The sequence below is a fragment of the Microcoleus pseudofavosus SVA1_A4 genome (genome assembly GCF_036700565.1).
In the GTDB taxonomy this organism is placed as follows: domain Bacteria; phylum Cyanobacteriota; class Cyanobacteriia; order Cyanobacteriales; family Microcoleaceae; genus Microcoleus.
The window spans coordinates 16,356-38,517 of record NZ_JAUBPE010000048.1; the positions used below are offsets into that span (position 1 = coordinate 16,356).

Annotated in this window: 22 protein-coding genes; 13 read left to right on the forward strand and 9 right to left on the reverse strand. The window is 47.3% G+C overall.

What is annotated here, in order from left to right:
* Positions 1 to 213: 213 nt before the first annotated feature.
* The 3 genes from QUA02_RS20225 to rpsB all read right to left on the reverse strand — a co-directional run bounded on the left by QUA02_RS20225 (position 214) and on the right by rpsB (position 3,187).
* Positions 214 to 1,185, reverse strand: a complete 972-nt coding sequence (locus tag QUA02_RS20225; protein WP_333030165.1) for a hypothetical protein — start codon at positions 1,183 to 1,185, stop codon at positions 214 to 216.
* A gap of 198 nt (positions 1,186 to 1,383) precedes the next feature.
* On the reverse strand, positions 1,384 to 2,046 hold the full coding sequence (gene tsf / locus QUA02_RS20230) for a translation elongation factor Ts (RefSeq protein WP_333030166.1): 663 nt from the start codon (positions 2,044 to 2,046) through the stop codon (positions 1,384 to 1,386).
* Positions 2,047 to 2,356: 310 nt separating this feature from the next.
* Entirely contained in the window at positions 2,357 to 3,187 is an 831-nt protein-coding gene (rpsB, locus tag QUA02_RS20235) for a 30S ribosomal protein S2 (protein ID WP_333030167.1), read from the reverse strand.
* A gap of 572 nt (positions 3,188 to 3,759) precedes the next feature.
* Between rpsB and QUA02_RS20240 the strand changes: the two genes are divergently transcribed.
* The 5 genes from QUA02_RS20240 (at position 3,760) to QUA02_RS20260 (ending at position 8,727) form a co-directional block, all read left to right on the forward strand.
* Positions 3,760 to 5,979, forward strand: coding sequence for a cation:proton antiporter (locus QUA02_RS20240; protein WP_333030169.1), 2,220 nt, complete (start codon positions 3,760 to 3,762; stop codon positions 5,977 to 5,979).
* A gap of 152 nt (positions 5,980 to 6,131) precedes the next feature.
* Positions 6,132 to 6,671, forward strand: coding sequence for a hypothetical protein (locus QUA02_RS20245; RefSeq protein ID WP_333030170.1), 540 nt, complete (start codon positions 6,132 to 6,134; stop codon positions 6,669 to 6,671).
* Positions 6,668 to 6,820, forward strand: a complete 153-nt coding sequence (locus QUA02_RS20250) for a hypothetical protein (RefSeq protein WP_333030171.1) — start codon at positions 6,668 to 6,670, stop codon at positions 6,818 to 6,820. Before QUA02_RS20245 ends, QUA02_RS20250 begins: the two co-directional genes overlap by 4 nt.
* Before the next feature lie 125 nt (positions 6,821 to 6,945).
* Positions 6,946 to 7,551, forward strand: a complete 606-nt coding sequence (locus tag QUA02_RS20255) for a DUF3038 domain-containing protein (protein ID WP_333030172.1) — start codon at positions 6,946 to 6,948, stop codon at positions 7,549 to 7,551.
* Between the two features lie 3 nt (positions 7,552 to 7,554).
* Positions 7,555 to 8,727 (forward strand): DUF4335 domain-containing protein, encoded by a 1,173-nt coding sequence (locus tag QUA02_RS20260; RefSeq protein WP_333030173.1) that lies wholly within the window; start codon positions 7,555 to 7,557, stop codon positions 8,725 to 8,727.
* A gap of 100 nt (positions 8,728 to 8,827) precedes the next feature.
* On the opposite strand, the gene QUA02_RS20265 is transcribed toward QUA02_RS20260, so the two are convergent.
* Both QUA02_RS20265 and QUA02_RS20270 read right to left on the reverse strand, forming a co-directional pair.
* Positions 8,828 to 10,981, reverse strand: a complete 2,154-nt coding sequence (locus tag QUA02_RS20265) for an abortive infection protein (RefSeq protein ID WP_333030175.1) — start codon at positions 10,979 to 10,981, stop codon at positions 8,828 to 8,830.
* A gap of 5 nt (positions 10,982 to 10,986) precedes the next feature.
* On the reverse strand, positions 10,987 to 11,658 hold the full coding sequence (locus QUA02_RS20270) for a hypothetical protein (protein WP_333030177.1): 672 nt from the start codon (positions 11,656 to 11,658) through the stop codon (positions 10,987 to 10,989).
* A 225-nt stretch (positions 11,659 to 11,883) separates the two neighbouring features.
* On the opposite strand from QUA02_RS20270, the gene QUA02_RS20275 reads away from it, so the two are divergent.
* The gene (locus tag QUA02_RS20275; RefSeq protein ID WP_333030178.1) at positions 11,884 to 12,819 is read left to right on the forward strand and encodes an OmpA family protein; all 936 of its coding nucleotides are present in this window, start codon (positions 11,884 to 11,886) and stop codon (positions 12,817 to 12,819) included.
* Between the two features lie 56 nt (positions 12,820 to 12,875).
* Here QUA02_RS20275 and QUA02_RS20280 read toward each other — a convergent pair whose 3' ends face one another.
* A complete protein-coding gene (locus QUA02_RS20280; RefSeq protein WP_333030179.1) occupies positions 12,876 to 13,988 on the reverse strand; it encodes an AI-2E family transporter in 1,113 nt (370 codons plus the stop codon).
* A 126-nt stretch (positions 13,989 to 14,114) separates the two neighbouring features.
* Between QUA02_RS20280 and QUA02_RS20285 the strand changes: the two genes are divergently transcribed.
* The gene (locus QUA02_RS20285) at positions 14,115 to 15,071 is read left to right on the forward strand and encodes an alpha/beta fold hydrolase (RefSeq protein ID WP_333030180.1); all 957 of its coding nucleotides are present in this window, start codon (positions 14,115 to 14,117) and stop codon (positions 15,069 to 15,071) included.
* Positions 15,072 to 15,170: 99 nt separating this feature from the next.
* Here QUA02_RS20285 and QUA02_RS20290 read toward each other — a convergent pair whose 3' ends face one another.
* A complete protein-coding gene (locus QUA02_RS20290) occupies positions 15,171 to 15,398 on the reverse strand; it encodes a hypothetical protein (RefSeq protein ID WP_333030182.1) in 228 nt (75 codons plus the stop codon).
* A 248-nt stretch (positions 15,399 to 15,646) separates the two neighbouring features.
* Between QUA02_RS20290 and QUA02_RS20295 the strand changes: the two genes are divergently transcribed.
* The 3 genes from QUA02_RS20295 to QUA02_RS20305 all read left to right on the forward strand — a co-directional run bounded on the left by QUA02_RS20295 (position 15,647) and on the right by QUA02_RS20305 (position 17,222).
* Positions 15,647 to 16,516, forward strand: coding sequence for a methylated-DNA--[protein]-cysteine S-methyltransferase (locus QUA02_RS20295; protein ID WP_333030183.1), 870 nt, complete (start codon positions 15,647 to 15,649; stop codon positions 16,514 to 16,516).
* A 131-nt stretch (positions 16,517 to 16,647) separates the two neighbouring features.
* Positions 16,648 to 16,878: a DUF433 domain-containing protein gene (locus tag QUA02_RS20300; protein ID WP_333030184.1), complete on the forward strand. Its 231-nt coding sequence runs from the start codon at positions 16,648 to 16,650 to the stop codon at positions 16,876 to 16,878.
* Positions 16,875 to 17,222, forward strand: a complete 348-nt coding sequence (locus QUA02_RS20305) for a DUF5615 family PIN-like protein (protein ID WP_333030186.1) — start codon at positions 16,875 to 16,877, stop codon at positions 17,220 to 17,222. The genes QUA02_RS20300 and QUA02_RS20305 overlap by 4 nt, the downstream gene beginning before the upstream one ends.
* Before the next feature lie 99 nt (positions 17,223 to 17,321).
* Here QUA02_RS20305 and cysS read toward each other — a convergent pair whose 3' ends face one another.
* Together cysS and QUA02_RS20315 are read right to left on the reverse strand one after the other, a co-directional pair.
* Positions 17,322 to 18,872 carry a cysteine--tRNA ligase gene (gene cysS / locus QUA02_RS20310; RefSeq protein WP_333030187.1) on the reverse strand — a complete coding sequence of 517 codons (1,551 nt, stop codon included), beginning with the start codon at positions 18,870 to 18,872 and terminating at the stop codon, positions 17,322 to 17,324.
* Between the two features lie 71 nt (positions 18,873 to 18,943).
* A complete protein-coding gene (locus QUA02_RS20315) occupies positions 18,944 to 19,519 on the reverse strand; it encodes a Uma2 family endonuclease (RefSeq protein ID WP_333030188.1) in 576 nt (191 codons plus the stop codon).
* A 289-nt stretch (positions 19,520 to 19,808) separates the two neighbouring features.
* On the opposite strand from QUA02_RS20315, the gene QUA02_RS20320 reads away from it, so the two are divergent.
* The 3 genes from QUA02_RS20320 to QUA02_RS20330 all read left to right on the forward strand — a co-directional run.
* Entirely contained in the window at positions 19,809 to 20,099 is a 291-nt protein-coding gene (locus tag QUA02_RS20320; RefSeq protein WP_333030189.1) for a hypothetical protein, read from the forward strand.
* Positions 20,099 to 20,545 (forward strand): Imm30 family immunity protein, encoded by a 447-nt coding sequence (locus QUA02_RS20325; RefSeq protein ID WP_333030190.1) that lies wholly within the window; start codon positions 20,099 to 20,101, stop codon positions 20,543 to 20,545. The genes QUA02_RS20320 and QUA02_RS20325 overlap by 1 nt, the downstream gene beginning before the upstream one ends.
* A 592-nt stretch (positions 20,546 to 21,137) precedes the next feature.
* The coding region (locus QUA02_RS20330; RefSeq protein WP_333030191.1) for a DUF4912 domain-containing protein at positions 21,138 to 22,162 on the forward strand (1,025 nt) is incomplete at its 3' end.

Below are 22,162 nucleotides of genomic sequence, written 5' to 3' on the forward strand. Positions count from 1 at the left end.
TAGTAATTAGTCATTAGTCATTAGTAATTAGTCATTAGTCATTAGTCATTAGTTATTAATCATAGCTCAAGAATTCCAGACAACTGACAACTGACAACTGTCAACTGACAACTGACAACTGACAACCGTCAACTGACAACTGTCCACTGACAACTGACAACTGACAACTGACAACCGTCAACTGACAACCGTCAACTGACAACTGACAACTGACTAATCTTCAAACCAACTCGATCGCCAAGCCGACTCAGCCTCCACCACCGCCATTTCCCGCTGCTTTTTTTGGTAATCGCGGCCGAGCGAGTTCAACTTGACAGATAGGTTGCGAATTTGCTGGCGCCAAGCCGAGGTTCCCGCATCGGCAAACTCTATTTCCGACAGCCGCAGTTTAATCGCTGTAATGTGCAGCGCCCTAGTACCCGATGTTTCTGCCAAGTTTCGCGGTGCTGATGAGCTATCGGTTTCAATGACTATGTTTAATAAATTAGGCGGCCCCGCAACGCTGTCGCCGGACAATTCAGCTTGAGAAGCAGCTTCTAGAACAGGTTCTGGCAATTGACTGGGCAAGATTCCCGACTGTTGCAGCAAGCGGTTGGTGTCGCGAGAGAGCAGTTTGATATTATGGGCGATCGACTTTTCAATACTATTTTGCCAGCGCGCCAAACTTTCGGGGGAATTGGCACTTGGCAATTGGTAATTTGCCAATGCAAATAGATAGTTAATGGCGGAAACTTCGTTTTTTTCCTCTTTTTTTTCCTTTATTTCTTCTTCTTCCTCTTCTTCCTCTTCTTCCTCTTCTTCTTCTTCCTCTTCTTCTTCTTCTTCTTCTTCTTCTTCTTCTTCTTCCTCTTCTTCTTCTTCTTCTTCTTCTTCTTCTTCCTCTTCTTCTTCGTCTTCGTCGGATTCAGTCGTCACTAGAGATCGCAATTTTTCCTCTGACGCCGCAGCCAAAGCCCTTACAGACTGCTGCATTTTTTGCCGCCCGTCGAAGGACAACTTGAGAAACAACTCCGGCACCGCTTGAGTGCAAAGGTGATAGCAAGCCAAAATTAATTGCTGCCGCACCGCTTGTCCCAACGCAGTTAAATAACCCTCATAGGTACTGCGAAACTCCAAAGTCAAGGCTGCTAAAGCCTCTTCGAGTCCTGCCAAATCTTGCTCTATTCGCTCTCTTGCTCCCACCATATCTCCCGTATTAAATTAAAATAGGACGTGCGGGCCAAAAACCCGGTTTCTGCCACAAATTGTCTGACTCTCGGTTAAATACTGGTTAGAAACCGGGTTTTTGGTACAGTGCATAGGTCATGTAAAAAATAAAAATTAAAAATGCAAAAAATTAGCTTTTCACATTTTTAATTTTTAATTCTCAATCTTAATTTTGGATTACTTAACAGCACCCATTTGGGCTGCCACTTCATCGGCAAAGTTAGCTTCTACCTTCTCAATGCCTTCGCCCAAGACAAAGCGCACGAAGCGGCGCACTTGGACATTTTCTCCAATTTGGGCGATCGTTTGTTTGACCAACTCTTCCACCGAGATATTCTGATCTCTAATAAAAGGCTGATCCATCAAAGATAACTCTTTCATGCGCTTTTCAATCCGCCCTTGAACAATCTTTTCTTTGATGTTGTCCGGCTTGTTGCCCAAGTCATCTTTACCCATTTCAATTGCCTTTTCTCTTTCGACAATTTCGGCGGGGATATCTTCAACTTTCACGTATTCCACATTCGGGCAAGCTGCAATTTGCATCGCAATATTGCGTACCAAAGTTTGGAAATCTTCGCGGCGGGCGACAAAATCGGTTTCGCAGTTAACTTCCACCAACACACCGACGCGGCCGCCGGTGTGAATGTAGCTGCCTACGATACCTTCTGAGGCAACTCGTCCACCTTTTTTGCCTGCCGAAGCCAGACCTTTTTTCCGCAGCCACTCAATTGATGTTTCGATATCGGCATCGTTTTCAATGAGGGCTTTTTTGCAGTCCATCATGCCAGCGCCGGTTTTGTCGCGCAGTTCTTTAACAAGTTTTGCAGATATGTCCGCCATCTTCTTTAAGTTCCCAATCAAAATTAGTTATTAGTCATTAGTCATTAGTCATTAGTCATTAGTCACTAATTTTAATGTTAATGATTAGACCAGAGTGAAGAAATACCCAGTCCGCCTTAGAGCGGAATTTGTAAGTGTAGCGCCAGAATAAATTCTGGCGCTGACACAAGGAATGCTTTTGCCAACTCTACTAATGACTTAGACTCCTGCCATGTACAATTAAAAATTAAAAATGTCCAACTAAAAATTATTATTTTTAATTTTCAATCTTTAATTTTTAATTGCCTGGTGTCAGATTCCGAGGGCAATACTAGCTCTCGGTTTCTTCGCCGTCAGCGTCGGGGGCTTCGTCGGGATCTACATAATCGGGGTCATCCAATTCTTCGATTTCGACATCATATTCAGCGCCTTCGTAACCACCTTCGTAGTCGTAGTCTTCCTCAGCGTCGCCGCCCTGCTGACCGTGACGACCTTCGTAGATGGCATCAGCCAACTTGCCCACAATGAGCTTGATCGATCGAATAGCATCGTCGTTTGCCGGAATCGCAATGTCAACCAAATCCGGGTCGCAGTTGGTGTCCAACAGAGAGACGATCGGAATTCCCAGCTTTTGGCATTCCAACACCGCATTATACTCGCGGCGCTGGTCTACCAGCACCACTCCGTCGGGAATCTTCCGCATGGATTTAATCCCGCCCAGATATTTCTGGAGTTTGGCCATTTCTCGGCGCAGTACCGAAGCTTCTTTTTTCGGGAGCAAATCGAGGGCGCCGATTTCCTCGCGGCGCTCCAAATCCTTGAGGCGCTCCACGCGGGACTTAATAGTCGTCCAGTTGGTGAGCATTCCCCCCAGCCAGCGCTGGTTGACGTAGTAAGCACCGCAGCGTTGAGCTTCTTGGGCTACAATCCCGGCCGCTTGACGCTTCGTACCCACGAACAAAAACTTTTTACCTTTTTCCGAGGCCACTCTCATGTACTCGTAGGCATCTTCCATAAGCTGAGCGGTTTGCACGAGGTCGATGATGTGAACCCCGTTGCGCTCTGTGAAAATGTAGGGAGCCATTTTCGGGTTCCACCGGCGGGTTTGGTGTCCGAAGTGAACCCCAGACTCTAACATTTGAGCCAAACTAACTACTGGCATTGTATTTTTAACTCCTGGTATTCGGGTTAATCCTCCATCCGGTCGTATTTCTGAAGGCTTGCGCCCTCGAAACACCCGAAAACCCGGATGTGCGAATTTAAACAACTTTTCTAGTTTATCACAGGGCGCGCTAATTTGTCTGACAATCTGATATCGCTAGGTTTAAACTCAGATGTTGCACCATTCTCAAGAACGGGCAAGATGCCCGTTCCACAAAGAATGACTTTTCTTGTGGAACTGGCATCTTGCCTGTTCATAAAAAGCTTATTGAGAATGGTGCAAGATGTGAGTTTAAATGGGCGGTGGGCACCTGGAGGTGGGATTTAGTGGGCGGGTTGGGTGCGGGGTACGCAGGCTGCGGTTAGAGTTACTCGCAAACGCTTCTTAAAAACGAAAAATCCAGGTTGGAGGTTGGCCTTTGCCTTTGTTCGCTTGTGAGAGAATGGCGTTGTTGGTGCGCCTCTTGTGCCTTCTACCTTCGATCGAGCTTGTATCCATTTTGTTCGATCGGCAATTCTGCCGGCTTTACGAGTTCCTTCTCGATCCGCAAAAATCCCAAAGCTAAAAACGCCATGCCCATCCCCATTCTAGTTCTAGTTGAAGTTCTAATAGTCATCGCACTTTCCCGAATTGTCGGTTTGGGATTCCGCTGGATCAAGCAACCTCAAGTCATTGGAGAAATCGTAGCAGGAATTATGCTCGGCCCGTCTCTGTTTGGCTTAGTTGCACCAGATTTAGCCGCAGCGCTTTTTCCAGCCGAAGCCGTTCCCTTCCTCAACGTGCTATCCCAAATCGGGCTGATATTTTTCATGTTTTTGATTGGTTTGGAACTGAATCCGAAGTATCTCAAAAACAATTTAGATATCGCGATTTTAACTTCTCACGTCAGCATTTTAGTGCCGTTTTCCCTGGGAAGCTTGCTAGCGCTGCTGCTGTACCCGATCGTTTCAAATAATAGCGTTTCGTTTACAGCCTTTGCCCTGTTTTTGGGCGCTGCGATGTCCATTACTGCCTTTCCGGTGCTGGCAAGAATTATTACAGAGCACAACTTGCAGAATACAAAATTGGGGACGCTGGCTCTGACTTGCGCTGCGGTAGACGACGTGACGGCGTGGTGTTTGTTAGCTGTGGCGATCGCCGTTACTCGAACTAACTCGATGATCGGCGCTTTGCCGACCATTTTTGAATCTTTAATTTACATCGGTTTCATGCTGACTGTAGTCCGCTGGTTCTTGCAGCGGCTTTCCAAGCACTACAACCGCACCGGCAGGTTAACTCAGTTAGTGCTTGCAGGAATTTACATGGGAGTTGTAGCTTCTGCCTTAATTACTGAATTTATCGGCATTCACTTAATCTTCGGTGCATTTTTGCTGGGTGCTGCCATGCCCAAAAATGCGGGATTAACCAGAGAATTAGCAGAAAAAACCGAAGACTTTGTACTAATATTTCTGCTGCCAATATTTTTTGCTTACAGCGGTTTGCGGACTCAAATTGGCCTGCTCAACAGTCCCGAATTGTGGCTGCTGTGCGCCGCAGTTTTGGGAGTAGCAATTATTGGCAAATACGTCGGTACTTACGTGGCTGCCAGAGTCTGCGGCATCAGCAACCGCGAAGCTTCAGCGCTGGGTTGGATGATGAATACTCGCGGTTTGACTGAACTAATTGTACTGAATATCGGTCTTTCTCTGGGGGTAATTTCGCCGCTGCTATTTACGATGTTAGTCATCATGGCTTTAGTAACAACTTTTATGACTTCGCCGCTGTTGGAGTGGACTTATCCGAAACGCCTGATTCGGTTAGATATCTCAGAAGTTAGTTCTGAGGATTCAGAATTAGAAGATTTACCCATTGCTGACGGCAGCGAAGAAACGGCTAAAAAATTGCTGCCAACTTATCGAATTTTAGTGCCTGTTGCCAATCCCAGCACGCAGAAAGGTTTGCTGCAACTGGCGATCGCCCTGGCGCAGCCGACTGCTGATATGGGTGGTAGCGATTTGCAGTCGGCGGCGGTTCATCCTCTGAGTTTGATAGAATTAAATCAGGATTATGTCTTTCAAAGTACGCCTGCGGAAGCCGATCGCATTATCCAGGAACGCCACTCTAAATTATCAGAATTGATTGAGAGTTTGGAACTGCCGGAGGCGAAAAAATTAGTGCATCCCATCATTCGGATTACTAAGGATGTGGCGCGGGAAACGGCGCAAATTGCGGAACTCGATCGCGCGGATTTGATTTTAGTAGGATGGCACAGACCTACTTTTAGCAGCAATCGTTTGGGAGGACGTGTCGGTCAAATTCTCAGCAACGCCAAGGTGGATGTAGCAATTTTTGTAGACAGAGGCCGGGAAACGTTGAATAACTTGTTAGTACCTTACGCGGCAAACATTCACGATGATTTGGGGTTAGAATTGGCGCTGAGACTGTTAGTTAATAGCGAGGAACGCCGTTTGACGGTGCTGCGGGTGGCGCTTGACGGGGAAGCTGGAAACGAGCTGAGTTACGAGTTTCAGCGAGTGATGGAGCAGTTGCCGGTTGAGGTGCGATCGCGCATTGAAACTCCGATTGTGGAGGCTGCTGAGCCAATTCAAGCGGTGATTGCTGCTTCTGCTAATGCTGATTTGACTATTGCAGGTACGAGTCGGGAGTGGGGAATTGAGCGCCAAACTTTGGGACGGTATACTGATGAATTGGCTGTGCAGTGTCATTCTTCGCTGCTGATTACGCGGTGTTACGTTAAAGTGCGATCGCACTTGGCTTCGGTACTTCCTCAAAGGTTGTCAGTTGACAGTTGACAGTTGGCAGTTGACAGTTGGCAGTTGGCAGTTGACAGTTGACAGTTGACAGTTGGCAGTTGGCAGTTGTTATTAGTTATTGGTTATTTGTGAGTTGCCACCAATGCCCAATGCCCAATTACCGATTACCAATGACCAATGCCTAATGACCAATGACTAATGACCAATTACCAATTACCAAGATCATGCATCAGTTTAACGTCAAAAAATTAGCATTCTATGGTGTTTCTATCGCTTTTGTTGCGGTACTTTTTAAAATAGTGAGTGCTTACGGCGAAACAAATTTAAAGGCGGCTCCGGCAATAGGGGGAAATTATCGCTTCGATGCTCAAAGTTTGCCCGAATGTCTGAAATCTGATTCGTTGGTCTTGACAATCGAGCAGTCAGGTGTTTATTTGAGCGGAAATTTGCGATCGGGCAGCAGCGAGGGCGATCGCGTAAAAACAGCCGAGGAGAAACCTTCTCTATTTGGCAAGTGGGAAACTCAAGGATTGAGCTTGTCGGGTGCGGTTCCTAATTTAACGGGTTGCAGCGACTCCACAGCAACGGGTCAAAACAGTTCAGTTAAACTGCGAGGAATTGTGGAAAAAGAAAGCCTCAAGGGAAAAATTAGTCTGACTGATAAGGCGGCGGCTATTGATTTTACGGCTGAAAGAGAAGCGGTGGCGAAACCCCAGAAGAAGGAACATTGATCGATCGCAATGCAGGAATTGTCAAACTCTCTCCTTCTCCCTTGGCGAAAGCTTGGAATCACAAAGCTTTAAGGGCGGGGGTGGGGGAGCGGGCGATCGAACTCCCGCCGCCGGAACTCGCCCGCGACGGTCGGTTGCTGCTAAATTGAAAATATACCTAAAAGTTAATGATAAAAATAAAGTATCCCAGAGAAGTTCTTGGTTGAGAATTTGTCTTGCTCAAGACCCCCCGTGCCCGTATAGTTTGTTTGGAATGGATGTTGCCGTGATATTAATGCAGTCAGAAACTTCGCTTACCGAGTCAAACCCGTTGATTTTAGACAGTTTGCCAGACTTGTCGCCGAACGATGGCGGGTGTCCCCGCCGGGCCAGATTGCAAATTGATTTGATGTTGCTGGCGATCGAAGCCTTGTATCTCGGAGGTGCTGAAGAAATGCTGGCAGTGTCAAAGGACCTGGAATTGGAATCAATTATCAAAAATCGGGTTGCCCTTTGGCTGATGCGCAATACTAACCCGCTGAGACGCTACACGCAGCGCCGCTCCCTTACCATTGTGGAGGCAAAAGCGCTGGTGGCGATCACCTGCAATATGGCGCGCAAGTTAACCGCGACAATTCGGCAGTTGCTGCTAGATTCGCAGCAGTTGCGATCGAGAAATATCCCCCTCAACCAGAACTTGCCGCTGGCCGAGTATTTAGAACGCTTTCGAGCTCACTTTCGATCGCGCATGAACCCCAAGCGATCGCTAGTTGCAGCTTACGATTCCGACGACAAGCTCGACGAACTAGCTTTGAACTTGTTGAGCAAACTGCTATTTTGTACAGGCACAGCCGGAATGCAGCGCTTCTGGGTTAGCCTGTTTGATGGAGAAGTTGAATAAAAAATGACTATTAGGCGTCAGTACAGTCTGCCAAATTGCACCCTAGTTTTAGAAGGGTTGAGCGATGGATCGGCAGCCAGCCAGTTAGATATACGACCGGTGCTTTCCATACTAATGAGCGCTGAATGCTATGTTACAGGTCTCGGCGAGCCCCTAAGCGGGGGACGAGACTTTTTTGAAAGCTTGGTGAGGGCCGTCAGCAGCTACGCTCAAGAATTTATGAGCGGAGTGCATTATCCCGATCGCTACGGCCCGAGTTTGGGTATGGTGCAGTTGCACAGAATTGACGGGAATTTGCACCGGTTGACCGTTCTACCCGCCTCCACAGGCAGTGGAACCCAAATCGATCAAAAAACAGAACTGTCGGCAAAAGTAGATTTGACGACGGTACAGCTATTTGACTTGGTGGAAGCGATCGATCAGTTTTTTGCTGACTCGCAGACGCTGCCGGAATTGTCGCTGCAATTAACCCCAATTTCCAAGCGTTATATCAAGTCGGCCGAACCTTTGGCGAAGCGGACTTTGCCTGCTGTGGTGGGAGTGTCGAGTTTGGCTTTGGCTGCGATGGCGTTTTTCTTGGTGCCGGTGCCGGGAGTCCAACGCCCGAGAGATCCGGTGCCGCAGCCCAATCGGGCCGGCCAGAATCAGGGAACGCCGAATCCGGGCGGATCGGGTTCGCCGAATCCCAATCCCGCGCGCCCTGCTGACGGTTTGCTGCCTGGGAATCAAACTCCGAAAGCTGAATCGAGTTCGCCGACTCCGATCCCCGCGCCGCAGTCGGAGGCTTCACCGTTGGCCGCACCGCAGTCGAATACTTCGCCCGAAACCACGCCCAGTCCTGTTGCTGAAGGTTTGGCAAGCCCTGAAGCGGCTGCCGTGCCAATTACCGATCCGGCGGAAATTGAGCTGTTGAAGGGCAAACTTTCCCAGCAAATTGACGGAGTTTTGAAGAATAAGCCTGCTGTTGATGCGGAGTTGGTTTATCGGGTGAGTGTGGCTAAAGACGGGGCGATTGTCGGTTACAAGTCGGAGAATTCGGCAGCAGTCGATCGATCCGAAACGCCGTTGTCGGAGTTGCTTTACAAGCCGGTTGGCACGAGGCCGCCTGCGGAACCGCTGGCTGATTTCCGGGTAGTTTTTGCACCGGGCGGCACTGTTGCAGTCACTCCTTGGTAATGGTTGATTGTTGACTGTTAACGGTTGACTGTTGACTGTTAACGGTTGACTGTTGACTGTTGACTGATACCAAATCCCGCTTAAATGCTCCCTCAATCTCTTAGTCTGCGGAGGCAGACTTGGTTTTTCTAGTAGCGATTTCAATCGCCGAATCATCTACAAACCGATTGCTGATTTTAAATCCTGTTGGTGCGATCGGCTCAATGTCGGGGTCAAATCCTCCGACTTGATTTGTGCGAATTATCCACAAAAAAGCTCCCTGTTTTAAGAAAATTTTGGCGATTTCATCTTGGGTGCGCCTGGGCAGCATTGTTCGGTAACTAATAGCAGCTTTTATTAGGTTCAATATACCCGCAAAAAAGGTTTTTTTCAGTTCCGAATCAATCCCCGCCAATCTCGCATTTTTGCGCCAATCTGGACGGACAATGCCGAGGGGCATTAATACTTTTTCTAAACTTTCTCCTAAAGCTACTAACTGGTGAAATCTTTGGGTTTGTGCGTCGCCGGGATTTGTTTTCAGCCAGTCTTGAATCTGAGGATTTGACTCTACTTCGGAAGTAATTTTTTTAATTGTCGCGTAAATTGCCTGACTTGAATCTTGGACGCAAGAAGTTGCTGGCGTGACTAAAGTTGCACCGGTGCCGTCTCCGGTGCGGTAGCGGGCCATCATGATATCTAGTTGCTGGTTTAATTCGGTTAAAGGCGACAAGGTGATCCCGTCAAAATCGTAGTCGCAACACACGCAGTCTAATTTACAGATGATATCGCAAACCGGGCGATCGCCCAACCAGCCGCGCTGCAAGTCTCCCATATAGCTTTGCCATTTGCTGGAACCGGCAACAATTCCGTCGGGATTGTGGGCGTAAACTTGTTTGTATTCTATGTCAAAACGCAGTTCGCTGGTAAAGCGATCGCGCACAACTTTTGCTACCCCAAAAGCAAAATGTCCGGTGACAATTCCCAGCGGTGCGGATTCGCCTTTTTTGCCGCCGATACCGCCGAAACTGTGAATTACTATCCCGATATCTCCTTCTTGCCAAGGAGAGATTGAAGCGTTTTCTGTAGCATCATTTGGCGTTAACAATACTCTTTTTGCTTGCCCTTTTTGGGCTGGTGTATTTTCCCAATTTTGCCTGCTTAAATAAGCGAGAGATTTTTTCAGTCCGAAATGTGTTTCATCTGGAATTAATTGGGCAATTTTGCGGGGTTCGATTGCCTGCACGACAAATATATTGTCTTCGTCTCTTTCGCCGTAAATGTACCAGCCGCCTGGATTTAATGGCGATTGTTCTATGAGGTGATTGGTAGACCTCGCTATGCGATTTTTGTCGGGCTGTACTTGCGGAATCCGAATGATTTCGGCAGCGCCGTCAAATTTTTGAGATGTTTTGTTGAAATGCCGGACAACAAATTTGTCGCTGTCGGGTTCTTTTCGCTGTAAAATTGAGACTAAGGCGCACAAACGTCCGATAATTTGTACTGGTTCGCGATCGATCGTGAGTTCGTGGCGATCGCTGCTGCTATAATTAATCGCAATCACTGGCCTGCGCAGCATCACAGTCACGCTGTCTTCCAGTCTGCTGCCTGCTAGAGTTTCTAAAGGCCCTACATTTCCCCAGCCGTTCAATCTATCAGGATGGATGTTGCCAGATTTTTGACTTTTTTTAGTTTGTTTTGTGAAGTTTATATCTTGACTTACTGCGTGGACAAAAAACTGTACTTCGCGATTTGTACTCCATTTCAAAAATGCTGTTTTGCCAAGGAAATTTTGATATTTTTTGGGTGCATTTATCACTTCAAAAAAAACTGAACCGTAGGGCTGGCGCTGTTCGTTTGAAGGCAAAATTAAGCGCCCGTGCCAAAGAGCGATCGGCTTGTAGAGATGGGCAACTGCTGCTGAATCTTCGCAGATAATCTCCGGCTCAAGCGCTTCTCCAATATCGCTGTTTGTGCCAAAAATAGCAGCCGTTAAATTTCCGTCACTTTCTGCGAACAGCGGTTCTAAAAAAACGTTTTCTGGTTCAGAAAGGTGAGCGGTTGAATGATTAGTCTTTGTTGTGAATTGCCGTTTATAAAAATGGCGGTTGCGCTCAAATTTTGCCTGCAACCAATTGAGGAAAATCCGCAGAAAAATAAAAGCTGTTAAACCGAAAATAACAGCTAAAACTATCAGCCCCAGAGTCAAAATTAATCGCTCGAAAAATTGACCGGAAAATAAAATAATTGTGGGTCTGATAAAAAAAGATGTCGCCATAATATCTAAAAACGAGTTTTAGGTTCGATCCAGTCTGTGCTGGCTTGAGTGCCGAAAACTAGGGGTTTGTCTTCGCTGACAGCTACCGTTTGGCCGGTCATATCGACTGCACAAAGAGGCCAAGATCGATCGCCCAAATTGCCGGCGCGGAACAGAACTTGTCCGGGACAAACTTGACTCCAACCCAACAATACAGCATGAGTGTAAAGACTGCGAGCGGGAGCAACGGTATAAGTGTAATTATCATTTTTGTCCCAAATGACCGCGTAGTCGGACATATCGGAAGAGTTGAAAAGCGCTTCAAATTCGCGGGCGAGAACGCGGGAACCCTCTTGATTCCAAGAAACAGGCACTAAAATCGCGATCGTCCCGGACATATCTGTATCATCGCTAGCATACATTCCGCTTTCCGCCAGCGGCGAAGCAGCCGCCACTGTTTGCAGTTCCCCGGTTTTGAGATTTTCCACAAACATGACGCTGCTAACCCGACACCGGGCAAATTCCGGCTGTACTTGCAACTCAATTCGACTGTAAGCTGCGTATTGGCCGTTAGTTGAAACTAGGGAAGGGCTGCGATAATAGCGGAGGCCTGTGCCGGCAGTGGAGCTCACTTTTGCGTGAGTGGCACTAATCCATTCCCAAGGAACGGGATAAGGGCTATTTAAAGGATCTGTCATAGGTTTTTTTCCAAAGGTTTTTCTGAATTATCCAACAGATTCAGGCTTGCACGCAGGAGATTAGAAACTCGGTTTTTGCCTCGATGCTTCGCCGTCAAACCCCAGATTTGTAGAAACCGGGTTTCTTTTTTAGATTTTAGATGGAAGGACAAATCTAAAATCTAAAATCGGATAGGTAAGATAGTATCGAAATTAATCTGGTATGTACACCGTCCGGGAGGAAAAATGACGCCATCTTTTAACCAAAAACCTTCAATCCCCCCGACTCGCGTCTCCAAGTCGCGGGGAAAAGGTTTGCTTGTACTGTCGCTGATATTTCGACTGCTGCTGCTGGGGGTAGGCAGCGGTTTTGCGTGGGTTTTGGGGATGGCGGCCGCTCAAATTTACCCTTCTAACACCGCCGAGATGCCGCTTGCCGAAAGATTGCTGCGTCTAACTCAAAATTTGAACCCCAGCCCGACCCGCGCCCCAGCAACGCCAATTCCGGCGCTTCCAGCACCAACCGCTACACCCAGTCCCCAGTCAAAAGTCAGTCCGGCGCAGAGAGAGAAATTGCAGTCGGATTTGAGACAGTTGCAGGGGGAGTTGAACGCGCTAATCGGCCGCACGGCGGCTTTGGAGAGTCAGTTGGGTAGCAGCCGCCCGACGGAAACTTTGGAAAAGCGGTTGCAGTTGATGTCGCGGGAATTGGCTGCGCCGGAAACGGCGGCAAGTCTTGCCCCTGCTTTACCGGCGATCGGCAGCAGCCCGAGTCTGAGCCCTGAAACGGTGAATACTGCGCCGCAGAATGCCAATAATCCGGTGTTTGGAGGGGATGGGCTGATGGTAACTCTGCCCAGCGATGTTTTGTTTGATACTGGCAGCATTTCTTTGCGCGCGGGAACCAGTGCGATTTTGGACAATTTGGTGGCGGATTTGCGAAATTACGAGGGGGCGACGGTGCGGGTTGCCGGTCACACTGACGACGCTGGGGAAGCGGCGGACAATCGCAATGTGTCGTTTGCGCGGGCTCAGGCTGTGGTGCAGTATTTGTCTGGTGTGCTCGGTCAGAAGTATCATTGGGTGGCGATCGGCTATGGGGAAAGTCGCCCTTCGGTGGATAATAGTTCTGATGCTAACCGCCAGCGCAACCGCCGCATTGAAGTGGCAATTAGTCCTTAGTTTTTAGTCGGCGAATTTGTAGATACTCTCTTGAATTGTCAAGGAGGTAGTTACTGTCACGCCGAAGGCGCAACTGGTGGCAAGTCAGAATTATTTTTAGCCTGATTTATTGTCTCTCGATGTTCGCTCCTCAGCTTCGGTTTTAAATACAAGTTCTCAATCAAAGCTGCCACTCCCGCAAACCAAGGCGGCACAATTACTGCCCCAATAATTCCCAATACTTGAACGCCTCCCAACACAGACAGCAATTGATACAAAGGATGCACCCCAACTGACGAACCAACCAGCAAAGGATCGAGAACGTAAGTTTCCAAGTTCTGGATAAATACAAATAACAGCAATACCCACAAAAGTACCCAGCCACCTTTAGCTAATGCTACGATTAATGCTGGTACTGCTCCCAATACGGGGCCGATAAATGGGATCAGATTGGTCACGCCTGCGATCGCACCTAAGCCTAAAGAAAATTCCGGCATTCCCAAAATGCTTAAACCTGTGGTAATGAATATCCCTAAAATCCCGGAAACTAGGAATCGCCCGCGAATGTAACTCCCCATTCTTTGACCGATAGGTGTAGCTTGTGCTGCTAATCTTTCATCCCAAGGTTTGGGGAAAAACTGCACTAAACTTTTAATTAAAGTTTCGCTGTCTGCTACCATGTAACCTGAGATAAATAAAGCTAAAACTAAACTGAAGAAACCGCCGAGAATGCCTCTAGTTAAACTGTACGATCGCAAAACGAGTTGTTGGCTCGATCGAATCAGCCAATTCGTCAGCGATTGAGTGTCCACCAACTGACCCACCAAGGTTGGGGCGTCGTCGCTCAACCGACTCAATACATTAGTTGCCACAGTTCGCAAACTTTCGACATAAACTGGTAATTGCCGCAGCAGTAACTCTATTTGTTGGATTACCGTGGGCCCGATTAACACTACCGTCCCGCTGAATCCGCCGATGAGAGTTAAATAAACCATAATCACCGCCAGCCAGCGGGGAACGCGCATAGTTTGGGCCCAATTCACGATCGGGACGATGGACGCGGCGAGCACGACTGATATCATCAGAATTACTAGCAGGCTCCGCAATTGCCACAGCAGCACTAGCAGCAAGGACGATACTACAATTAGCAGCAAGTTAGGTAAAGAAATAGTTATCCGCTGTTCTGACATAATTAAATAATAAATGTAGTCTAAGAGGGCGGGTTTATCTATCTCTTGATTTACCCACAATATTTAGGGTGAGACCCGCCCCTACTCATATTATAATAAAAAGTAACATCGGCACAAAAAAATAATATGCAACCGCAATATTCAACCCAAGATTCCTCCATCACTTCGTCTATAAAATCACCAACGCTGTTTTACGAATGGCAAAATTATCGCTGTGCTTATGATTTTTACAACCCAACTACTGCGACAGAAGATAGCATCCCTTTGTTATTAATTCATCCGATAGGAGTTGGTTTGTCAAGAGTCTTTTGGCATAGATTTTGTGAGAGTTGGTACAAATCAGGCAACACCAATCCGATTTACAATCCCGACCTTTTGGGCTGCGGCGATTGCGAAATGCCCGCTGTAGCCTGCTATCCTGACGATTGGGCCGCACAGTTGCAGTATTTCTTGGAAACTGTAGTCAAAAAACCTGCGATCGTACTCGTGCAAGGTGCTTTACTGTCTGTAGCCTTGGCTTTAGCAAAAATTGAGCAGGAAAGCGGCTCGAATTTAATTCGCGGGCTAGTGCTCGCGGGGCCTCCTGCTTGGGCGGTGATGAACAAACATTCTACTGAAAGACAGCAAAGAATTGTCTGGAATCTGTTAGATTCTCCCTTGGGAAACGCTTTTTACCGCTACGCCAGACGCGCTGAGTTTTTGCGCTCTTTTTCAGTGAAACAACTGTTTGGCGATGCGGCAAAAGTTGACAGCGAATGGTTGAATGCTTTGCAGGCTGGGGCGGCTAATCCTGACAGCCGTCACGCGGTTTTCTCGTTTTTAGCGGGGTTTTGGCGCCAGGATTACAGCAGCACGATTCAAAAGTTCGATCTGCCCGCACTCATTGTGATGGGAGAAAAAGCCTCAAGCATCAGTCAAGCTGGTAAGGAAGAGAAACCCGATGAAAGATTGGCGCAATATTTAGCCCATTTTCCCAATGCGGAAGGTTTGTTGATACCGGGGCGCAACGTTTTACCCTACGAATCAACCGCAGAATTTGTTAGTGCTGTTGCCGAGTTTGTGAATAAGTTAAATAAAAATTAAATCTATTTGTGGAGTTATTATCTAATAATAACTGATATCCTTTCCGGTTGCATCGGTATTGTTCAAATACTCAACAGTTAACAGTCAGAACCAGTTGTCTCATGCTTCGGGCTCGTCCAAAGACTGGCGTAATGTTGAAATAACATCCTCGGCTGACTGCTGTCGGAATTTGCCTGTACGGAAATCAGCTAAGGTTTGTTGAGCATCCGCAGCTATTTCGGCGCGGATACTCTCGCGGTGACGGTTTTGCAGGATTTTTATCAGCATTTCCTGCTGTTCGCAGGACAGTTGCAAAGCAGTTTCTAGCACTTGGTCGAGGGTATTCATAGAGTTAGGCTATTACCCAATTACGGTTGAACAACTTGCGAAGTTTAGTAAATTGTATCGCTTATTCCCTCCAGTTGCTAGGTACTACCTGCTCGCACCTTGCTCGCTGGTTGGTAAGCCGATATAATTTTTTCCAAGACAGCGTGTTTAGAATTCGCTGCTGATACAAATACCGCAAGAAACGGGTGGCTTTAAGTTTGCACCATCAGTAGACTAAAAAGATGCAAATCTTTTTATGAATAGCCGACATGATTTCGATCGAAAGTCCGAGTATCTATGACAGCGAAGATTATCACCGGATTGCTGGGGCGATCGCATTTATGCGTCAAAATCACTTGCATCAGCCAGATTTAGCAGCCGCAGCACAGCATATCGGTTTAAGTGAGTATCATTTCCAACGAATGTTTACTCAGTGGGCTGGTATTAGCCCCAAGCGGTTTTTGCAATATCTGACGGTTGAATATGCCAAGTCAAAGATTGCTCAAACTAAAAGCCTTCTCGATTTAACATCAGATATCGGCTTATCTAGTCCCGGAAGATTGCATGATTTGTTTGTGAATCTCGAAGCAATGTCTCCGGGTGAGTTTAAAACAGGCGGATTAGGATTGCAAATTGTCTGGGGAATTCACGACACTCCTTTTGGCAAAGCTCTAATTGCAACAACAGCCCGCGGCATTTGTAACCTGCATTTCTTGGAGGGAACCGATGAGCAAATGGCTGAACAAGTGCTGCGGCATTTATGGTTAAATGCTGAGGTTATTTGCGATCGCGAAATCACTCAACCTTTGTGCGATACAATTTTCTCTCGAGGCAGTTTTTGCGATCGAAAACCGATCGCACTTTTGGTTAAGGGAACTAATTTTCAGGTTCAAGTCTGGCGGGCACTTTTGAGAGTCCCATTTGCGGGAATCACCACCTACCAAACTATTGCTGAAACCATCGAGCGCCCAACAGCAGCTAGAGCCGTTGGTAATGCTGTGGGTAATAATCCCGTCGCCTATCTGATCCCGTGTCATCGCGTCATCCGAGAATCTGGAGAATTGGGCGGTTATCGCTGGGGCGTGGAGCGAAAAACAGTTATTTTAAGCTGGGAAGCCAGCCGCGAAATTAGCGAATAATATCATATTCGGGTTTGCTACTCTCTTGATGATTCGGCGGTTGAAACCGCTTCTTGTCAAACAAAGTCTGCCTCCGCAGACTAAGAAATTAGGATACACTTACAGAAAAGTGTACTCAACTCGGTTTTGTCATGAGCTATCGCAAAATCATTACGATCGAACCAGGTAAACGCGGTGGAAAGCCTTGCATCAGGCGAATGCGAATTACCGTGTATGATGTGTTGGGTTGGCTGGCTGCGGGAATGTCTCATGCAGAGATTCTGGACGATTTTCCAGAGTTGACGGAGGAAGACATTAGAGCGTGTTTAGAATTTGCTGCTGACCGAGAACGCTGTCTGATTGCTGTGGTAGGTGGCACTTGAAACTGCTATTTGTAAAACTTCTGTTTGACCAAAACTTAAGCCGGAAACTGGTAACTCAACTTGCAGATATTTTCCCTGACTCTAGTCATGTTCAGTTCCACAATCTGACCGAAACAGACGATAGTGAGATTTGGGATTTTGCAAAGGCCCAAGGCTTTTGTATTGTAACGCAGGACGCGGACTTTGCTGAACGAAGCCGTCTTTACGGAGCACCTCCGAAAGTGATTTGGCTGCGATGCGGTAATGCACCGACAAGTAACGTGGAAGCAATCTTTCGGTCTGGAGTTGAAACAATTCAAGAATTTATGGGCAACACCGCATTAGATTGTCTTGAACTGTACTGATCCAAGACTTATGCAATTGTTATGTGCGTAAGGTGCGTCAGAGTAGAAAAACCTATTAAAATCGAAATAATCAATGTCTGACGCACCCTACAAGTTTATTTAACCGCGATGCCAGATAGTGATACCATCCTTTTGATCGATCAGAGTAACACCTTTATCCTTAAGTTCGTTGCGAATGCGATCGCCCTCAGCAAAATCCCTAGCTTTCCGGGCATCTTTCCGCTGCTGAATCATTGCCTCAATCTCCCCATCCGTCAAACCACCAACCGAGATTTCCGTCTCAGCTTCCGGCTGAACTTCCAAACCCAAAACCCCCGCCAAATTCACCAAAGTCACCCACTTTTGCTGCAACAATTCGGCAGCAGTTTCAGTTTTCCCTTGATGCACCAAAACATTACCTTCCTTGCCCAATTCCTTAGCTAATTCAAACAGCACAGCTAAAGCACCCGAAGTATTAAAATCCTTATCCATAGCTGCTTGAAATTGCTGCACTAATGTGCTATCTTGTCCAGTCAATGTATCTATTTTCTCAACATCCCAACCCAGTTTAGAGCCGTGTTGACTGCCAAAAAGTAAGCCTTCCTTAAGAGTCTGCCAGCCATTTTTCGCACTAGCGATCGCCTCTTCGGTAAAATCAATTTGACTGCGGTACTGCGCCATAAATACAAACAGCCTTACCGCCATAGGTTCAACCGCTTTTGCATTCTCGCTTCCTTCATTCTTACTCCCCCCCTTACCAAGGGGGGGCTGGGGGGGGTTAGATTCCAAATCACCCGACCAATTTCCCGACAGCAAATCGCGAATTGTAATAAAATTGTGCAAAGACTTAGACATCTTTGTGCCGTTGACAGTCACAAAAGCATTGTGCATCCAATAATTAGCAAGTGACTTGCCCGTCGCGGCTTCAGATTGAGCAATTTCGTTTTCGTGATGCGGAAAAATTAAATCGGAACCGCCGCAGTGAATGTCAATAGTTTCGCCCAAGCAATCGCGCACCATCGCCGAACATTCAATGTGCCATCCGGGGCGGCCTTTTCCCCAAGACGACTCCCAAAAAGGTTCGCCCGGTTTAGCGCTTTTCCACAGGGCAAAATCAGACGAATCTCGCTTTTTTTGAGCCTCTATTTCTTCTGTTTCTAATCGACCGCTAGCCCCAGCCTGCATTTCTTCCAACTTGCGACCGGAAAGTTTTCCGTAGTCGGCAAACTGCCTAACGTTGTAGTAAACGTCGCCGCCAGACCCATAGGCATAACCTTTATTTTCTAACTCGTGAATCAGCCGTTGAATGCCGTCCATTGTGTGCGTTGCGCGGGGATATTCATCGGCCCTGAGAATATTCAGCTTGTCCATATCTGCAAAATATTCGTCGATGAAGCGTTCCGCTACAGCTTCCATTGTTGAATTAGTTTCTCGCGCGCGGTTGAGAATTTTGTCGTCAATATCTGTAAAATTCTGCACGTAGCGAACATCGTATCCGCGCCACATCAGATAGCGGCGCACCATGTCCCACACAATGTAAGCGCGGGCGTGGCCGACGTGGCAGTAATCGTACACCGTAACGCCGCAGCAGTACATCCGCACCTTTCCCGGTTCGAGGGGTTCAAAAGGTGATTCGCGACGGGTCAAGCTGTTGTAAAGCGTTAGGGGCATGGGATTTGAGATTTGGGATTGATGTACTGCTCTAATTTATTATATTGCTGTTGGCGAATCTTTCGGTGTCGCTACCAAACATCTGTTAAATCTAAGACAAATCCCGGTAACACATCTTCCCCCGACAAACTGCTGGGATTATCTAATAGTTCCACATCCTGACTTGGCCTGTATATCTCAACTTTCTTATTTTTGCGATCGATTAACCACCCCAAACTTGCTCCATTTGCCATGTATTCCCGCATTTTTTCCCGCAATGGTTCCAGGTTGTCAGACTTAGAGCGCAATTCTACTACAAAGTCTGGACAAAGGGGAGCGAAGCCTTCTTGTTGTTTGGGTGTGAGAGTTTGCCACCGTTCTAATTTAACCCAGGAGGCATCTGGGGAGCGATCGGCACCATTGGGCAGTTTAAAACCGCTAGAAGAGTTAAATGCTACTCCCAGCTTGGTTTGGCGGTTCCACAGCCAGAGTTGTCCTTCAATATCTAGGTTTCGATTTCCTGTTTCGCTTCCTGTCGGGGGCATAACAATTAATTCTCCTGTAGCAGTTCTCTCTAGCCTTAAGTCACGGTTGACGGCAGCAATTTCCTGGAACTGTTCGTGAGTTACTTTGAAGGTTTGGGGAATGGTAATGGTGGTTTTGAGCATACTGTGCGTTCTCGCGATCGGCTATTACCTATTCTATTGTGTCACAAAAGCTTGCAAGGTTATATCGGCTTTTTCAAGTAACCTTGTACTAATTATACAAAGCTTTGCTATTCCTTCGCGATAAAATTATGAAATATAGCGTAGCTGAAATACATAGGAGAAAAAGATCGTAAATAACATACCTCAACTACTTCCAGGAGAAGGCGTTGTCGGATGCTACGATCAGTTGCTGAAAACTGGACGTAGAGGCGATAACCTAACACCGCACCACATTCCTTCTAATGCGTTTATGGCTGCAAAAGTTCCTGGCTACACCAAAGGCATGGGTATTGCTATGATGATGGAACACCCTAGGCCTGGTCAGGGAGGTCGTCATCGCCAAACTATCTCCTATGGACAATCCCCCAATCTCAGTGTTTCACCAAGAAATGTATTGGCTAGAGAGATTAGGGATGCACGATCGATTTATCGCCGTCAGGGACTTTACAGCCCAGAGATTAGACGCAGCTTACAGGAAGTTATCCGGTTGAATAAGTTAATAGTTTGGTCGAGAATTTTTGACAAAGAAGGTAATAGCTGATGAAAGAAAATATCTGGATTAACATTTTAGAAGCAAATAAATTGATGCGATCGCCTGATGAAGTTACAGCTTTTGAAAATGCTTTAGCCTCACTTGCCGATCGTCCTCAAGATGAAGATTTGCCAGATTTACATCTGATTTTAGACGATCGCTGCGAACAGCCAGAAGTCATGTTTGGTTTGATTCATTTTCTGGAATCTTTTGATGTGTTCGCACAGATGCAAGCATTTGTGACAGTTGTACCGCAATTAATGCTCGTTGCTTCGGAATGGACGAGAATCCTTCACACCCGCATTTTGAATGATGATGATGCTTGTCGTTTGTATCGAGATATTTTGCATTATTCATTGAACACCCAAGAGCCTAATTTTGTTCGTCAATTGCTAGAAGAAAGCGCTAGTTACCATTTAAATAAGCGGGAGCCAAAATTAGAGTTAGCTAGGTAAGGTCGATTCATTCCGATCGCCCCCACCCTCCAAACCCATCAAAAGCCCCGTCCCTGAATATGTCATCAAACCCTGACATCCGTCTCGTCACCGATCCCCCAAACCTCTAATATGTCAAAGTTACCTGACATTTTGATCCCCAAAATCACGAAAATGCGTATAAGTACCCATGATTGAGGCAAAAGACCCCTTGACCAGATCGCAAGTTGTCTGCAACATTAAGTCATGACAAAGCGATCCCAAAGAAATGCTTCGATCGAGCTAAGCAGCTCTGGGAGTCGAATAGCGCGCGTGCTGCCAGCACAGCGTTGCTAGCAGCACCGATCGCACTTACAAAATCGATCTTGTCAATCAAGAATCGACAGAAAAGTTTTATTTAGATCGGACGGTGCGCGCAGAAGCCAAGAAGTCACAACCCCCGGTCGCATTGGGGACAAGACAAGCTAAAAACAAGCAAGGCTTCAAAGGTTGGAGAGATTTGGAAGCTCGATAATATTTGCACTTACAAAGAGTTTCTAACTCAAAAAATCAACACATTTGTGTTGAAAGAAAAAATCTAACCCGCCATCCCAAATAAGTGGAGAACAAACTCATGGCAAAAGAACGCCCACCATTAGAAGAGATGACTTTGCGACAACTCCGCAGAGTTGCTAGCGAATGTGGAGTCTCTCGCTACAGCCGGATGCGGAAATCGCAACTCCTGGCATCAATTCAAGAAATTCAGCGCACCAAATTTTCGTATAGTCCATCTCGCAAACTAGAGGCACAAGAAGCAGTGGAAGCAGCAAAATTTGAACTCGGCCAAGAAGATAGAACAGGCGGTTCTTTGTCGTCTGTAGATGAAGGTTTAGCAGATTTGCCCAACGGCTACGGCGAAAGTCGGGTTGTTTTGATGCCCCGCGACCCAGAATGGGCCTACACTTACTGGGATATTCCGAACGATCGCAAACAAGAATTGCGCCGCCTTGGAGGACAGCAACTCGCCCTGCGGATCTACGACGTTACAGACGTTAACCTCGACAGCCAAAGCCCGCACAGCATTCAAGAATATCCCTGCGACGAACTAGCCCGCGAATGGTACGTGCCAATCCCCGTAAGCGATCGGGACTACGCGATCGACATCGGCTACCGCTGTGCAGACGGCCGCTGGCTGGTATTAGCTCGATCGGCCCAAGTCCGCGTCCCGCCCATCTATCCCAGCGACTGGATTGAAGATCAATTCATCACCCTTGACTGGGAAGAAGACTTGCGCGGCCAAACCTTCGCCGAACTGGTTACTCCGGCCAAGAAAATGGCAGCAGCAACAGCCTCCGCAACTTACAGCAACGGTAACGCCATTTACGAGCAAATCTTCGGTATGGCAGAATCGGCAGAAGCGATGCGCGTAGCGGGTTCTATCTTCGGTTCCATGCAGCACGTCGCCGGTTCCATCCAGCAAGTGGGCATCCACGAACAAGCTATCAGTTCCTACGTGTTCCCCTCCGGCGTCGGAATGTGGGCTGCTCCCGCCATGTCCGGCCTCACCATGTCCGGTGTCGGTATGTCCGGCCTCACCATGTCCGGTGTCGGTATGTCCGGCCTCACCATGTCCGGTGTCGGTATGTCCGGCCTCACCAT

Coding starts and splice junctions, on each gene's coding strand:
- QUA02_RS20225 (WP_333030165.1), bottom strand. CDS start 1,185: ATGGTGGGAGCAAGAGAGCGAATAGAGCAAGATTTGGCAGGACTCGAA.
- tsf (WP_333030166.1), bottom strand. CDS start 2,046: ATGGCGGACATATCTGCAAAACTTGTTAAAGAACTGCGCGACAAAACC.
- rpsB (WP_333030167.1), bottom strand. CDS start 3,187: ATGCCAGTAGTTAGTTTGGCTCAAATGTTAGAGTCTGGGGTTCACTTC.
- QUA02_RS20240 (WP_333030169.1), top strand. CDS start 3,760: ATGCCCATCCCCATTCTAGTTCTAGTTGAAGTTCTAATAGTCATCGCA.
- QUA02_RS20245 (WP_333030170.1), top strand. CDS start 6,132: ATGACTAATGACCAATTACCAATTACCAAGATCATGCATCAGTTTAAC.
- QUA02_RS20255 (WP_333030172.1), top strand. CDS start 6,946: ATGCAGTCAGAAACTTCGCTTACCGAGTCAAACCCGTTGATTTTAGAC.
- QUA02_RS20260 (WP_333030173.1), top strand. CDS start 7,555: ATGACTATTAGGCGTCAGTACAGTCTGCCAAATTGCACCCTAGTTTTA.
- QUA02_RS20265 (WP_333030175.1), bottom strand. CDS start 10,981: ATGGCGACATCTTTTTTTATCAGACCCACAATTATTTTATTTTCCGGT.
- QUA02_RS20270 (WP_333030177.1), bottom strand. CDS start 11,658: ATGACAGATCCTTTAAATAGCCCTTATCCCGTTCCTTGGGAATGGATT.
- QUA02_RS20275 (WP_333030178.1), top strand. CDS start 11,884: ATGACGCCATCTTTTAACCAAAAACCTTCAATCCCCCCGACTCGCGTC.
- QUA02_RS20280 (WP_333030179.1), bottom strand. CDS start 13,988: ATGTCAGAACAGCGGATAACTATTTCTTTACCTAACTTGCTGCTAATT.
- QUA02_RS20285 (WP_333030180.1), top strand. CDS start 14,115: ATGCAACCGCAATATTCAACCCAAGATTCCTCCATCACTTCGTCTATA.
- QUA02_RS20290 (WP_333030182.1), bottom strand. CDS start 15,398: ATGAATACCCTCGACCAAGTGCTAGAAACTGCTTTGCAACTGTCCTGC.
- QUA02_RS20295 (WP_333030183.1), top strand. CDS start 15,647: ATGATTTCGATCGAAAGTCCGAGTATCTATGACAGCGAAGATTATCAC.
- QUA02_RS20300 (WP_333030184.1), top strand. CDS start 16,648: ATGAGCTATCGCAAAATCATTACGATCGAACCAGGTAAACGCGGTGGA.
- cysS (WP_333030187.1), bottom strand. CDS start 18,872: ATGCCCCTAACGCTTTACAACAGCTTGACCCGTCGCGAATCACCTTTT.
- QUA02_RS20315 (WP_333030188.1), bottom strand. CDS start 19,519: ATGCTCAAAACCACCATTACCATTCCCCAAACCTTCAAAGTAACTCAC.
- QUA02_RS20320 (WP_333030189.1), top strand. CDS start 19,809: ATGGCTGCAAAAGTTCCTGGCTACACCAAAGGCATGGGTATTGCTATG.
- QUA02_RS20325 (WP_333030190.1), top strand. CDS start 20,099: ATGAAAGAAAATATCTGGATTAACATTTTAGAAGCAAATAAATTGATG.